This window comes from Streptomyces hoynatensis, assembly GCF_003626535.1.
Lineage (GTDB): Bacteria > Actinomycetota > Actinomycetes > Streptomycetales > Streptomycetaceae > Streptomyces > Streptomyces hoynatensis.
Window position 1 is genome coordinate 68,726 of the sequence record NZ_RBAL01000020.1, and the last position, 12,943, is coordinate 81,668.

The following is a 12,943-nucleotide window of genomic DNA, read 5'->3' on the forward strand; positions in this document are numbered from 1 at the left end:
AACTCTGCCTCTGGCATGCGACTTTGACGGGGCATAAAGAAGCAGGTCAAGCGTCCCGAGTCCGCCCGCGGGACGCCGGAAGGGAACCTCCGCGGCGCCCAGCCGTCACCCGCTTCCGCCCCTGTGGACAACTCGCCTGTGGATAACCGCATTCCTGTGGATAACCAGGCCCGCACCTGGAACGGCCGCAGCGGGCGGTGCGGTCCGGCCGACGCGCGGGACACCCGGCCCGGCCCGGCTCGGCTCGGCTCGGTGACAACCTGGGGCGGGGAACGGCGCTCCCCGGTGCCGCGGCGAGCCATCGCCCTGGGGCGCGACTCCTCGCCTGGGGCCCGGGTTTACTGGGGGGAACCGAGCGAAGCGAGGGCACATGGACATCGAGGCACTGCGACGGGACACTCCGGGCTGCGCGCACCGGGTACACCTCAACAACGCCGGCGCCGGACTCCTCTCTGGGCAGACGCTGCGGGCGATGACCGCGCACCTGGAACTGGAGGCGGCCATCGGCGGCTACGAGGCGGCCGAGCAGGAACGGGGCCGCATCGAGGCGGCCTACGAGGCCGTCGCCGAACTCGTGGGCGGGCGCCGCCGCGACATCGCCCTCTTCGACAACTCGACGCACGCCTGGAACGCCGCCTTCTACTCCCTTCCGTTCCGGCCGGGCGACCGCATCCTGACCGGCCGCGCCGAGTACGGCAGCAGCGTCCTCGCCTACCTCCAGATCGCCAGGCGCACCGGCGCCGAGGTGGCGGTGGTCCCCAACGACGAGTCGGGGCAGCTGGACACCGCCGCGCTGGCCGAGATGATCGACGAACGCACCCGGCTCGTCGGCATCGCGCACGTGCCCACCGGCGGCGGCCTGGTCAACCCGGCCACCGAGATCGGCCGCATCACGCGGGCCGCGGGGGTGCCCTTCCTGCTGGACGCCACGCAGTCGGTCGGGCAGTTCCCCGTGAACGTCGCCGAACTCGGCTGCGACCTGCTGACCGGCACCGGCCGCAAGTTCCTCCGGGGGCCGCGCGGCATCGGCTTCCTGTGGGTGAACCCGGAGATCCTCGGCTTCCTCGACCCGGCCGTTGCCGAGATCGAGGCCGCGGTCTGGGACGGGGGCAGCGGGTACGTCTGGCGGGAGGGCGCGCGGCGCTTCGAGACCTGGGAGAAGAACTACGCCACGGTCCTCGGCCTGGGGGCCGCGGTCCGGCAGGCGCTCGACCTGGGTCTCGACGCCATCGGCGCACGCGCCCTGGCGCTCGGCGCGCGGCTGCGGGAGCGGCTGTCCGAACTCCCCGGCGTGACCACCCACGACCTCGGCCGGGAACGCTGCGCCATCGTCACCGCGGCGGTGGCCGGGCTGCCGGCGGAGGAGGTCGCGGCCGCGCTGCGCCGCCAGGGCATCAACGTGACGACCACGACCCCCGAGTACAACCAGTTCGACCAGGCCGACCGCGGCGTCCACCCGCTGGTCCGCCTCTCCCCGCACTACTACACGACGGAGGAGGAGCTGGACCGGGCCGTCGCGGCCGTGGCCGCCCTCGCCACCGCCGCGCGCTGACCCGCCGGCCGGCCCTGCCGGACCCGGGCCGCCCGCCCGGCCCCGGCTGGGCCGGCCGGCCTCGGCCGCCCCGGCCCGCCGCTCAGTCGTCGTGGGCGACGGTGAGCACCGTGAGGCGGCGTATCGCGTACCAGGTGCCGAGTCCCGTCGCGGCCACCAGGAGGATCACCGCGGCGGGCAGGGCCACGTCGGAGGTGATGTCCGCCCCGGAGCCCGCCGTGCTCTCCGCCAGGGCGAGCGCCCACTGCTGGATGCTGAGGGTGCGCGCCCCCGGGACGAGGTTGCCGAACAGGGACTCCCAGATCAGGGCGTAGACCAGGCCGAAGACCACCGCGTTCCGCGAGACCGTTCCCAGCAGCAGGAAGACGGCGCTGTAGGCGATGGAGGCGACGGCCGCGGCCACCGTGAAGGCGCCCGCTATGCCCTGGCTGTTCCCGTTGAGGATGTAGCCGGCCACCAGCATGGGAATGGTGGTGAACACGATGGTGACCGAGATGGCCACCAGCAGCTTGGTGGTGATGATCGTCCGCCGGGGCAGCGGCTTGGAGAGGAGGTAGACGATCGAGCCGTCGTCTATCTCCGGCGCGATCGCGCCCGTTCCCGCGATGACGCCGATGAGGGGCACCATCGAGGCGAGCGCGAAGGAACCGAGCACGTCGGTGGCGGCCCGGTCGTCTGCGCCGCTGAACGAGCGGACGGCGACCGCGATGATGAGCAGCAGCACCGGCAGCGTGAGCAGGATCAGCACGCGGCGGCGGCCAAGCAGGGCCCGGTAGGTGAGCCGGGCGACGGTGTCGTTGTACATCGCGAAGGGCTCCTTGACGCTACGCGCTGACCAGGTAGGAGAAGACGCTCTCCAGGGACTCGTCCGAGGGCGAGACCGTGAGGAGCCGGACGCCCACGTCCCGGGCGAGCCGCGGCAGTTGGGCGGTGAAGCGGGGGAAGTCGACCGCCTGGACGAGCAGGGCGCCCTCCGCCGCGTCGAACTCGATGCCGCTGGTGCTGGGATCGACGATGAGGGCTCCCGCCAGCGCCCTGTCGTCCGTGGAGCGGATGAGGTACCGGTGGGGCCGGTCGGTCATCAGGCGGCGAATCCGGCGGTAGTCGCCCGAGGCGGCGTGCCGCCCGGCCACGATCACCTCGATGTGGGTGGCCAGCTGCTCCACCTCCTCCAGGATGTGCGAGGAGAAGAGCACGGTGCGGCCCTCGTCCCCCATCCTGCGCAGCAGGCCCATCAGGTGCATGCGCTGGCGCGGGTCCATCCCGTTGAACGGCTCGTCCAGCAGCAGCACGGAGGGCTGGTGCACCAGGGCGGAGGCCATCTTGACCCGCTGCCGCATGCCCTTGCTGTAGGTCGAGATCCGCCGGTCCGCGGCCGCGGTCATCTCGACCGTCTCCAGCGCGGTCCTGGCGGCGGCGCCGGGGTCGGGCAGGCCGTGCAACTCGGCGTTGGCCAGCACGAACTCCCCGCCGGTCAGGTAGTCGTACATGCCCTCGCGCTCGGGGACCAGGCCGATCTCCCGGTACGACTCGGCGTGGCGCCAGATCGGGCGGTCGTCCAGGGTGACGGAGCCGGCCGAGGGGGCGAGGAATCCGCTCATCATGTGGATGAGGGTGGACTTGCCCGCGCCGTTGGGCCCGAGCAGGCCGGTGACGCCGGGGCCGATGTCCATGGTGATGTCGTTGACCGCCACGACGTTGCCGAACCAGCGGGAGGCCTTGGTGATGTGCAGGGTGGTCATGGTCGTCACAGACCCGCTTTCCGGTATCGGCGCATCAGCAACAGGTAGCTCCCCACGATCAGGGCCGCGGTGACCAGCAGGTAGCCCAGGCCGGCCGCGTCGGAGGGCACCAGCTCCTCGGGGAACCCGCTGGTGCCGCCGAGGAACTTCGACTGCAGCCCGTCCAGCAGCGAGCCGGGCGAGAACAGGCCGAGCCAGCCGACGGCACCGGCGCTGCCCTGCTCCTCGGCGACGGCCTGCACGGCGGTCACCGCGAAGTAGGGGATGGTCAGCGCGCCGATGACGGCCGCGACGCCGAAGCCGCGGCGCGGGGTGAACGAGGCGATCAGCAGGCCGAGCACGGCGTGCAGCGCCGCGAACACGGCGGTGGCCACCAGGCCGCGCCCGAAGGCAGTGGTCTGGTCGACGAAGCCGAGCTTCGCGAGCAGCCCGCCCGCATAGGCGATGGTCAGCGGGACGCCGGCGAAGAGGAACAGCGCGGCCGCCAGCGCGGCGCACTTGGCCGCCACGTAGTCGAAGCGGTCGATGGGACGCGAGAAGTACAGGGGGATGGTCTTGAACCGCAGGTCGAGGGAGACCATCTGCGGCGCCGCGAGCGCCAGGTAGAGGCCGACGATCGGCTGCATGAACAGGGCGTAGCTCGTGTACTCGACGGGCAGCTCGTCCAGGCCCGTGGTGGAGGCGACCGCCACCATGATCACCGCCGGGACGGCCATGATCGCGAACAGCCCGAAGGGCAGCACCTTCGAGCGCGCGGTCCTGCCGATGCCGAAGGAGCCGCGCAGGGAGTGCACGAACAGCGAGCGCCTGGCGTAGGAGGCGCCCAGCCGGGCTCCCTCGTAGCGGCGGTAGCCGATGTTGTGGATCCGGGCATCGGGGCGGCCGGCCGCTCCTGGCTGCCCTGACGGCGCGGACTGCGCGGGGATGCTCACCTGACCTCCTCGATCGCCTCGCGGCCCCCTGCGGGACGGCCGGGGGCGCGGCCCCATGGGGCACTGCCGGAACGTGCGCTGGACATGGCCGGCACCGCGCCGAAGGCGGCGCCGGGGAAAACCGGGGTCACGGGGCTGCCGCTCACGGCCTTGCCTCCTCGAAGACCTCGGCGATCCGGTGGCGGCGCTGCTCCATGCGGACCAGGCCGAGGCCGAGGTCGGCTATGGCGTCGCGGACGGTGTCGTAGAGCGAGTCGTCCGCCAGGTCGAGCAGCAGGACGTGGCCGCCGCCCGGCGCGACGCTCACCCCGGCCCCGGTCAGCGCCGCGCGCAGCGCCTCGGCCCCGTGCGGGTGCGCCTCCGTGTCCGTCACCTCGACGGCGAGCGAGGCGGTGGCCTCGGTGAAGCTCGCGGTCGCCTGCGAGCGCAGCAGCTTGCCGCCGTCGATGACCACGATGTGGTCGCTGGTCCGCTCCAGCTCGCCCAGCAGGTGCGAGGTGACCAGGACGGAGATGCCGAAGTCGGTGTGGATGCGGCGGATCAGCCCGAGCATCTCGTCGCGGCCCGCGGGGTCGAGGCCGTTGGTCGGCTCGTCGAGCAGGACGAGGCGCGGATCGTGGACGAGGGCCTGGGCCAGCTTGACGCGCTGCTTCATGCCCGTCGAGTAGCCGCCGATCGGGCGGTACCGCTCCTCGTAGAGCCCGACGTGCCGGAGGGTGTCCGCGGTGCGCTCGCGGGCCGCGGTGCTCGGGAGTCCCGACATGCGGCCCATGTGCACGACGAACTCGGTCGCCGAGACGTCCGGCGGCAGGCAGTCGTGCTCCGGCATGTACCCGACCTGCTCCCGGATCGCCCGGCCCTCGGCCGCCGCGTCCTTCCCCAGGACGCGCGCGCTGCCCGCGCTGGCGGGGGCCAGGCCCAGCAGGATCTTGATCAGGGTGGACTTGCCCGCCCCGTTGGCTCCCACGAGGCCGGTCACGCCGGGTCCTATGTCCACGGTCAGGCCGTCGAGCGCGGTCACCCTCGGGTACCGCTTGGTCAGGCTCTCCGTCTGAATGACGCTCGTGCTTCCGCTCACCCTCCGGAGGCTAGTGCGCCGCCCCGGCCGCCCGCGTCACTCTTCGGTACCGAATGCCCCGGTACCAAAGTCGCGGGTTTCCCTTAGGGGAATGCGACCGCAGGGCGAGGCGCCCGGATACCACGGTCGGAGCGCAGGGGCCTGCGGAGCCCGCGCGGGGGCCCGGGCGGCCCTGGTGCCCTCCCGGGGGGCCGCCCCGGTGCCAGGCCGGGTACCGCCAGGAGCATGCGGGACGCAGGTGCGGGATGCAGGCGGGATGCACGGGATGCAGATGTGATGCGGGCCGGCCGGGGCCCGGTCGCCGGCGCGGCTCAGCCGGCCAGCTGCCGCAGTCCCTCGGTGGCGATCCGCTCGAAGACGGCCCGGTCGGTGTCGAACACCGAGTCCGGGATCGGCCAGTGCACCACGAGTTCGCGGAAGCCGAGCTCGGCCGCCCGGCCCGCGTAGTCGGCGAAGGCCGAGAGGGAGGACAGCGGGGCCAGGCCGGCCGGGGCGAGGCTGGAGTGGAGAAGTATGCGCTCCAGCGTCTCCGGCTCCCGGCCGGCGTCCTCGCAGACCGCGTCCAGCCGCTCGACCTGCCTGGCCAGCCCCGCGTAGAAGTCCGCAGCCGTGCCCTCGAAGGTCTTGGCGTCGCCCGTGGTCACCCATGCCTGTCCGTGCCGCGCGGCCAGCCGCATGCCGCGCGCCCCCGTGGCGGCCACGGCGAAGGGCAGCCGCGGGCGCTGCACGCAGCCCGGGATGTTCCGCGCGCCGCGGGCCGAGTAGAACTCGCCCTGGTAGGAGACCCCGACGCCGGGCGCCGCGCCCTCGCTCAGCAGGCGGTCGAGGAGCCGGACGAACTCGGCGAAGCGGTCGGCGCGCTCCCGCGGGGACCAGGCGTCCCCGCCCAGCACGGTGGCGTCGAAACCGGTGCCGCCGGCGCCGATGCCCAGCGTGCAGCGGCCCTCGGAGACGTCGTCGAGCGTGATCAGCTCCTTGGCGAGCGTCACCGGGTGCCGGAAGTTGAGCGAGGCGACCATGGTGCCGAGCCTGATCCGCTCGGTCGCCGCGGCGGCCGCGGTCAGCGTGGGCAGCGCCCCGAACCACGGGCGGTCCCTGAAGGTCCGCCAGGAGAGGTGGTCGTAGGTGTAGGCGGTGTGGAAGCCGAGTTCCTCCGCGCGCTGCCACGTTCTCCGGCCGCCCTGCGCCCAGCGGTGCACGGGCAGGATGACGGTGGAGAGTCGCGGCGGAAACACCCGTGAGTCGGCCATGGCACGACAGCGTAGGCCCTTTCCGGTCAGGCTTGGGGCCGCTTCCCGACAAGGCACATAAGAGTGCTCTCCCGCACGGATGTGCACGCATATGCTGACTGCTTGTGCCCGAACGACTGCCACGCCTGATCGCAACCGACCTCGACGGAACGCTTCTCCGCGACGACAAGACCGTGTCCCCCCGGACGGTCGCCGCCCTGGCCGCGGCCGAGGCGGCGGGCATCGCGGTCATCTTCGTGACCGGCCGCCCGGCCCGCTGGATGGGCGTGGTGAGCGAGCACGTGCACGGCCACGGGCTGGCCATCTGCGGGAACGGCGCCGCCGTCGTCGACCTGCACCGCGGCAGCGCGCTGATCCAGGTGCGCCCGCTGCCGCAGGACAACGCCCTGGCGGTCGTGCGCGCGCTGCGCGCCGCCGCCCCCGGCGTGACCTTCGCGGTGGAGCGCACCGTCGGCTTCCACCACGAGCCCGCCTACCCGCCGTTGGCCGCGGACCCGGCCGCCGTGGTGGCCCCGGTGGAGAAGCTGCTCGCGGCCGGACCGGACCCGGCGGCCCAGCCGGTGCTGAAACTGCTCGCCTACCACGAGCGGCTCGGGCCCGACGAGTTCCTCGCGCTCGCCCGGGAGGTCGCCGCGGACCAGGCGCAGTTCACCCGTTCCAGCCCCTCGGCCCTGCTGGAGATCAGCGCGCTTGGCGTCAGCAAGGCGACCACGCTCGCCGACCGCTGCCGCCGCCGCGGCATCCCGCCCTCCGCCGTGCTCGCCTTCGGCGACATGCCCAACGACCTGGAGATGCTGGCCTGGGCCGGGACCTCCTACGCGATGGCCAACGCGCACCCCGCCGTGCTCGCGGCGACCGACCGGCACACCGCCTCCAACGAGGAGGACGGCGTGGCGGTCGTGATCGAGGAATTGCTCGCCGGCCGCTGAACCCCAGGGGGAGGAACCGGGCCGGTGCGAACGCGGGCGCCCGCCGGGGGAGTTCGCGGCAGCACCCGTGGCAGCCGGCGCCGGGAAACGGGTGCGGGGGCACCCCGGCAACGACCGGCTCCCCCCGAAACGCCCGGGCGAACGCCCCGGAGGCGGGTGCGGAAGGGGCCCAGGAAGGGGACCTGGCAGCGGTCCGCGAACGCCCGGAAGCGGTCCGTGACCGTGCGCGTGAATTCCCCCTCGTTCAGTCCCGATCCTGGCCGCCCTCGGCGGGACTGGTGAAGTCCGGGCCGGAGAAATCCGGTTGCCCGAAACGCGGCCGCGTCGCCGGATCGGCCTCGTCCACCGCGGGGCTGGTGAACTCGGGACTCGTGAAGCGGGGGCCGGAGAATTCCGGGCCCGGGAAATCTCCGCGCCCCAACTCCCCAGGCTGCTCGGTGCTTTCGCCGGCGAGCTCCTCGGCCGGGCTGGTGAAATCCGGGCGGCCGAACCGCGGCCTGGAGAATTGCGGTTGCCCGAAGCGCGGCCTGGCCGCGCGCCCCGCCGCCGGGCTTGAGAAGTCGGGGCTGGAGAAATGCGGGCTGGAGAACCGCAGCCTGGGCGTGCGCCCGCGCGGATGGTGCGGCAGCGCGGCGAGGGAGCGTTCGCGCAGGAAGGGGGTGATCCCCCGGTCGAGCAGCGCGCGCAGCCACTCGGCGCGGGCGCGCGCCAGCTCGCCCCCCGGCGCGGAGGCGCGTATGGCGGTGGACGAGCCGTTGCGCACGGCCGCGCCCACGAGCACCGCCGCGGCCACCAGCATGCCGCAGGCGGCCACCACGGCGAACACCCAGCCGACGCCGCGCATCGGGGCCGCAGGCGCGGGCTCCGGGTCCGCGAGCCCCAGCGCGTAACCGAGCAACAGGAAGACGACGGCCGCGACTCCGGCGAGCACCGGCACCAGCGCGCACACCACGACCGCGAGCCCGGAACCGAATCCGCGCGCCTCGTTCCGGCCCGGCGTACGCGGGGCGTCCGGGGACTCCGCGCGCCGCACCTGCTGCCGCATGCGGTCGTACCGCGCGTACTCCGCCCACGCCGTTGCGGCAATCTCCGGCAGCGCGTTCATCGCCAGCTCCCGCAGCCGCGCCACCTCTTCCGGATCGGCGCCGGTGCTGAGGCGGGCGGTGAGCAGCACTTCGTCGAGGACCCGCTCGAATTCGGCCTGATCCTCGGGTGGCAATCCATCAGCGCCGTTCATATGCGTCCCCAAGAGCCGGAAGGCAGCGAGCTGATGAGCAGATCCCCGATGGTAGAGGGCATCCGGCGTTCGGTGACAGGTGATTACCGGAAATCCCTGCATCCCACGGTGCGTCCGGGGTGCATCCGGGGACCGGCGCGGCAGCCCGCCGGACAGCCTTTGCCTGCCCGCCTCGGGTGCCCCACACACCGCCCGGCCTGGAACGACACGGGAACACCCGGGAAACGGCACGGCGAGTTCACCCCCCGCCGACTGCAAACGGCCCGCGGGGACCCGCACGGGCGTCCGTCAACCGCAGGCGAACGGCGAGAAGGACGCACCCGACGGGAAGAACGAGCAGAACGAGCAGAACGAGAAGGACAAGAACGGCGAGAACGGCGAGAAGGGGCAGACCCGCGAGAAGAACGACGCGTACGAGAAGGGTGAGCGAGGTGGGGAGGGCGTGGGAGGCGAGAAGTGCCGGGCGGGGAAGCCGGAAGGACGGGGCCGCCCCGGCGACCGCCGCGCCTCAGTCCGCCAGCGGCAGCCGCGCCACCAGCAGCTTCCCCGCCATGGTGACCCCGCCGTCCATCGCGATGGCCAGCGAGTCCGCGTAGACGTGCGGCCCGGTCACCCGGGGCGTTCCGTCCCCGCCCTCGGCGCCGCCCTCGGCCTCGCCGCCGGCTCCCTCGCCGGTGAGGTAGGGGATCGGGCTGTGCCCGTGCACGACGCGCTTCGCCCCGTAGGTGTCGAGCAGTTCGCGGACCGCCTGCGGGCCGCCCTCGTCCCGGAAGGCGAAGCGCTTGGTGAACTTGCGGAACAGGTCCCAGGTCTCCTCGACGTCGTTGCGCTGCAGCGCCTGCCAGATCGCGTCGTTCACGTCGTCCACGGTGCTGCCGTAGTCGAGGTACGCGGTGGTGTCCGAGTGCAGCAGCAGGTGGCCGTCGGCCAGCGCCATCGAGTCGAGCCGCGACATCCACTGCACGTGGTGGTCCTGGAGCCGCTCCATGTCGGTGCGCTGCCCGCCGTTGAGCAGCCAGGCGGCCTGGAAGGACGCGGTGCCCGCGGCCGACTCGACCGGGGTGTCCCCGAAGCGGCTCGCGCCGATCAGCAGCAGCTCGTGGTTGCCGAGGAGGGCCTTGCAGTAGCCGCCCGCGGCGGCGGCCTCGGCGGAGAGCCGCATCACGGTGTCGATGACGCCGACCCCGTCCGGGCCGCGGTCGGTGAAGTCGCCGAGGAACCACAGCCGCGCGTTGCCCGCGGCCCAGTGGTCCTCCTCGTCGGTGAGCCCGGCCCCACGCAGCGCCTCCAGCAGCTCGGTGTGGTATCCGTGCACGTCACCGACCACGTAGAGCGGTCCTGGGCCGTCGGCCACCGGCAGGTCACGCACCGTCGGAGAGTAGAGATCAGCCGGCCCGTCCGCGCCGCGCTGCCAGACATCCGGTCCCTCGCCGGCCCCCTGAGTCATCGACCCCTCCACCACTACGCGCCGCCTCCACCTGCGGGGCCTGTCCGGTCGGTCAGGTCCCGGTGCCGTTCGCCCATCATAGGAATCCCGGTGCTCAGATGTGACACACCTGTCTACCGGAATCTACTGGTCGATGGCAGGGGGAGTGCGCGGGGCCGTCACCGTGGCCCGCGCGGAGGCGGCCGGCCGCCGCGGCGGCTGCGAGGAGGTGCGCACGATCAGTTCGGTCGGCATCACCTGGTGTGCGGCCTCCGCCGCGGGGGCGGGAGCGGGCGGACGGCCCCCGCTCGCCCCCTCGATGGCGTCGATGAGCAGCTGAATCACGCTGGTGCCGATGCGTCCCGGCTTCAGCGAGAGCGTGGTGATCGGGGGTTCTGTGGTGGCGTAGACGCTGGACTCGCTGCAGCAGACGACGAGCAGGTCGTCGGGCACCCGCAGGCCGTACCGGCGGGCGGCGGCGAGCAGGTCGGTGCCGTTGGGGTCGAACAGGCCGTAGACGGCGTCCGGCCGGTCGGGCCTGGCGAGCAGGCGGTCGGCGGCGACGGCGCCGGCGCAGGGGTCGTGCGCCGGGTACGCCTCGTAGACGGGGTTCTGCCCGGCGCGCTCGCACCAGTTGAGGTAGGCCGTGGTGGACAGCCGGGTGTAGGTGTCCGTGCTGGTGCCGGTCAGCAGGCCGATGCGGCGGGCCCCGGCGGCGGCGAGGTGGTCGAGCAGGCCGGTGACGGCCGCCTCGTGGTCGTTGTCGACCCAGGCGGTGACCGGCAGGCTGCCGCCCGGGCGGCCGTCGGAGACGACGGGGATGCCCTGTCTGACCAACTCGGTGACGACGGGGTCGTGGTCGGAGGGGTCGATGACGACGGTGCCGTCGAGCGCGACGTTGGACCAGACGTCGAACTCCCGGTGCTGGGAGGCGGCGGGCAGGATGACCAGCGCGTAGCCGCGGGCGAGCGCCGCGGAGGTGGCGGCCCGGGCCATTTCGGCGAAGTAGGCGAACTCGGTGAAGGTGAACGGCTCCTCGCCGTAGGTGGTGACCGTGAGCCCGATGAGCCCCGACTTCCCGGTGCGCAGGGTGCGGGCGGCGGCCGAGGGGCGGTAGCCGAGGCGCTCGGCGACGGAGCGGACGTGCCTGCGGGTCGCGTCGGGGAGGCGGCCCTTGCCGTTCAGCGCGTCGGAGACAGTGGTGATCGAGACACCGGCGGCGGCCGCGACCTCGCGGATGCCCGCACGTCCGCCCGTCCTGCGTCCGGTTTTCCGCGTCACCTGATGCTTCGCTGCTGTCATGGCGACCTGATGGTAGGCCCGGGGGCGCGGCCCTCCGACGGGCGGCGAAGGCGGCCCGGCTGTGACGTTTTTGCATGATCAATAAGCGCTTCCGGCCTGCGAAGTCCAGGCCAGGCGAGGCCGCTGTGACCCACTGGGCCGCCGACTCCGGGCCCGGTGGTTGCCGGAGGCGTTCATTCAACATGCGCGGACTCACTCTCACGAGTAGAGCGCGCCACGGCGCCCGCCAGGGCGCGCTTCAGGCCCCGCGCGCCTGTCAGAACCGGGGATACGCCTCCCGGCCATTTCCTCTTAGGGTGTGGAGGATGACGACCGCATCTTCTCAGGAACCCGCCCCCCGGCCGGGCAAGGGCCCGCGGCTGCGCGCCGCGCTCGAGGGCATCCCCTCCTACGTGCCGGGCCGGCCGGCCGGCGAGGGTCCGGTGACGTACAAGCTGTCCTCGAACGAGAACCCGTACCCGCCGCTGCCCGGGGTGCTCCAGACGGCGATCTCGGCGGCCGACTCGCTCAACCGCTACCCCGACCTGTCCTGCTCCGCGCTGGTGGCCGAGCTCGCGGAGCGGTTCGCGGTGCCGGTGAGCCACGTGGCGACCGGGACGGGCTCGGTGGGGGTGGCGCAGCAGCTGGTGCAGGCGACGGCCGGGCCGGGCGACGAGGTGATCTACGCCTGGCGCTCCTTCGAGGCGTACCCGATCATCACCCAGATCTCCGGGGCCACCTCGGTGCGGGTGCCGCTGACCGCCGCGGAGGAGCACGACCTGCCGGCCATGGCGGACGCGGTCACCGACCGGACCCGGTTGATCTTCGTGTGCACGCCGAACAACCCGACCGGCACGGTGACCAGGCGCGCGGAACTCGAGCGTTTCCTGGACCGGGTGCCGCAGGACGTGCTGGTCGTCATCGACGAGGCCTACCGCGAGTTCGTCCGCGACCCGCAGGCCCCCGACGGCATCGCGCTCTACCGGGAGCGGCCGAACGTCTGCGTGCTGCGGACCTTCTCCAAGGCGTACGGCCTGGCCGGCCTGCGGGTCGGGTTCGCGGTGGCGCACGAGCCGGTGGCCGAGGCGCTGCGCAAGACGGCGGTGCCCTTCGGGGTGTCGCAGATCGCGCAGAACGCGGCGATCGCCTCGCTGCGCGCGGAGTCGGCGCTGCTGGAGCGGGTGGCGGAGCTGGTGGCGGAGCGGCAGCGGGTGTCCGCCGCCCTCGCGGCGCAGGGCTGGTCGGTGCCGGCCTCGCAGGCGAACTTCGTGTGGTTCCGGCTGGGCGAGGACACCATGGCCTTCGCCGCAGCCTGCGAGGCGGCGGGCGTCACCGTGCGGCCCTTCGCGGGCGAGGGGGTGCGGGCCACGGTGGGCGAGCCGGCCGCGAACGACATACTCCTGCGCACCGCGGAGGCGTTCCTCGCCGAGCGGAGCGACGCGGGCGCGGGGGCGCGTACGCGCTGAGCGCTGGCGCGCACGCCGGCCGCGCCGGGGCGCGCCGCCGGAGGGGGCGG

At 73.3% G+C, this 12,943-nt stretch carries 11 protein-coding genes; 3 read left to right on the forward strand and 8 right to left on the reverse strand.

All coding sequences use genetic code 11. The features are described from left to right. The first annotated feature begins 370 nt into the window (after positions 1 to 370). Positions 371 to 1,552, forward strand: coding sequence for an aminotransferase class V-fold PLP-dependent enzyme (locus D7294_RS25910; protein WP_120683920.1), 1,182 nt, complete (start codon positions 371 to 373; stop codon positions 1,550 to 1,552). 82 nt (positions 1,553 to 1,634) lie between these two features. On the opposite strand, the gene D7294_RS25915 is transcribed toward D7294_RS25910, so the two are convergent. The 5 genes from D7294_RS25915 to D7294_RS25935 form a co-directional block, all read right to left on the reverse strand. Continuing rightward, a complete protein-coding gene (locus tag D7294_RS25915; protein ID WP_120683922.1) occupies positions 1,635 to 2,357 on the reverse strand; it encodes an ABC transporter permease in 723 nt (240 codons plus the stop codon). Positions 2,358 to 2,376: 19 nt separating this feature from the next. Further along, on the reverse strand, positions 2,377 to 3,294 hold the full coding sequence (locus D7294_RS25920; protein ID WP_120683999.1) for an ABC transporter ATP-binding protein: 918 nt from the start codon (positions 3,292 to 3,294) through the stop codon (positions 2,377 to 2,379). 5 nt (positions 3,295 to 3,299) lie between these two features. Then, complete coding sequence (locus tag D7294_RS25925) at positions 3,300 to 4,226, reverse strand: ABC transporter permease subunit (RefSeq protein ID WP_422070742.1); 927 nt, start codon at positions 4,224 to 4,226, stop codon at positions 3,300 to 3,302. A 142-nt stretch (positions 4,227 to 4,368) separates the two neighbouring features. Further along, a complete protein-coding gene (locus D7294_RS25930; RefSeq protein WP_120683925.1) occupies positions 4,369 to 5,304 on the reverse strand; it encodes an ABC transporter ATP-binding protein in 936 nt (311 codons plus the stop codon). Positions 5,305 to 5,615: 311 nt separating this feature from the next. After that, the gene (locus D7294_RS25935) at positions 5,616 to 6,554 is read right to left on the reverse strand and encodes an LLM class flavin-dependent oxidoreductase (protein ID WP_120683927.1); all 939 of its coding nucleotides are present in this window, start codon (positions 6,552 to 6,554) and stop codon (positions 5,616 to 5,618) included. 104 nt (positions 6,555 to 6,658) lie between these two features. On the opposite strand from D7294_RS25935, the gene D7294_RS25940 reads away from it, so the two are divergent. Beyond that, positions 6,659 to 7,483: an HAD hydrolase family protein gene (locus D7294_RS25940; RefSeq protein WP_120683929.1), complete on the forward strand. Its 825-nt coding sequence runs from the start codon at positions 6,659 to 6,661 to the stop codon at positions 7,481 to 7,483. Between the two features lie 244 nt (positions 7,484 to 7,727). On the opposite strand, the gene D7294_RS25945 is transcribed toward D7294_RS25940, so the two are convergent. From D7294_RS25945 to D7294_RS25955, 3 genes are all read right to left on the reverse strand, one after another. After that, entirely contained in the window at positions 7,728 to 8,702 is a 975-nt protein-coding gene (locus D7294_RS25945; RefSeq protein WP_194117770.1) for a hypothetical protein, read from the reverse strand. Positions 8,703 to 9,228: 526 nt separating this feature from the next. After that, entirely contained in the window at positions 9,229 to 10,167 is a 939-nt protein-coding gene (locus D7294_RS25950; RefSeq protein WP_120683931.1) for a metallophosphoesterase, read from the reverse strand. Between the two features lie 123 nt (positions 10,168 to 10,290). Then, positions 10,291 to 11,448 carry a LacI family DNA-binding transcriptional regulator gene (locus tag D7294_RS25955; RefSeq protein WP_120683933.1) on the reverse strand — a complete coding sequence of 386 codons (1,158 nt, stop codon included), beginning with the start codon at positions 11,446 to 11,448 and terminating at the stop codon, positions 10,291 to 10,293. Between the two features lie 305 nt (positions 11,449 to 11,753). Here D7294_RS25955 and hisC point away from each other — a divergent pair, with 305 nt between their 5' ends. Beyond that, positions 11,754 to 12,893, forward strand: coding sequence for a histidinol-phosphate transaminase (gene hisC, locus D7294_RS25960; protein ID WP_120683935.1), 1,140 nt, complete (start codon positions 11,754 to 11,756; stop codon positions 12,891 to 12,893). Positions 12,894 to 12,943: the final 50 nt, after the last annotated feature.

What these genes read in the sequence shown, in the direction of transcription:
- D7294_RS25950 (WP_120683931.1), bottom strand. Translation starts at nt 10,167, where the DNA reads ATGACTCAGGGGGCCGGCGAGGGACCGGATGTCTGGCAGCGCGGCGCG.
- D7294_RS25920 (WP_120683999.1), bottom strand. Translation starts at nt 3,294, where the DNA reads ATGACCACCCTGCACATCACCAAGGCCTCCCGCTGGTTCGGCAACGTC.
- hisC (WP_120683935.1), top strand. Translation starts at nt 11,754, where the DNA reads ATGACGACCGCATCTTCTCAGGAACCCGCCCCCCGGCCGGGCAAGGGC.
- D7294_RS25915 (WP_120683922.1), bottom strand. Translation starts at nt 2,357, where the DNA reads ATGTACAACGACACCGTCGCCCGGCTCACCTACCGGGCCCTGCTTGGC.
- D7294_RS25910 (WP_120683920.1), top strand. Translation starts at nt 371, where the DNA reads ATGGACATCGAGGCACTGCGACGGGACACTCCGGGCTGCGCGCACCGG.
- D7294_RS25935 (WP_120683927.1), bottom strand. Translation starts at nt 6,554, where the DNA reads ATGGCCGACTCACGGGTGTTTCCGCCGCGACTCTCCACCGTCATCCTG.
- D7294_RS25955 (WP_120683933.1), bottom strand. Translation starts at nt 11,448, where the DNA reads ATGACAGCAGCGAAGCATCAGGTGACGCGGAAAACCGGACGCAGGACG.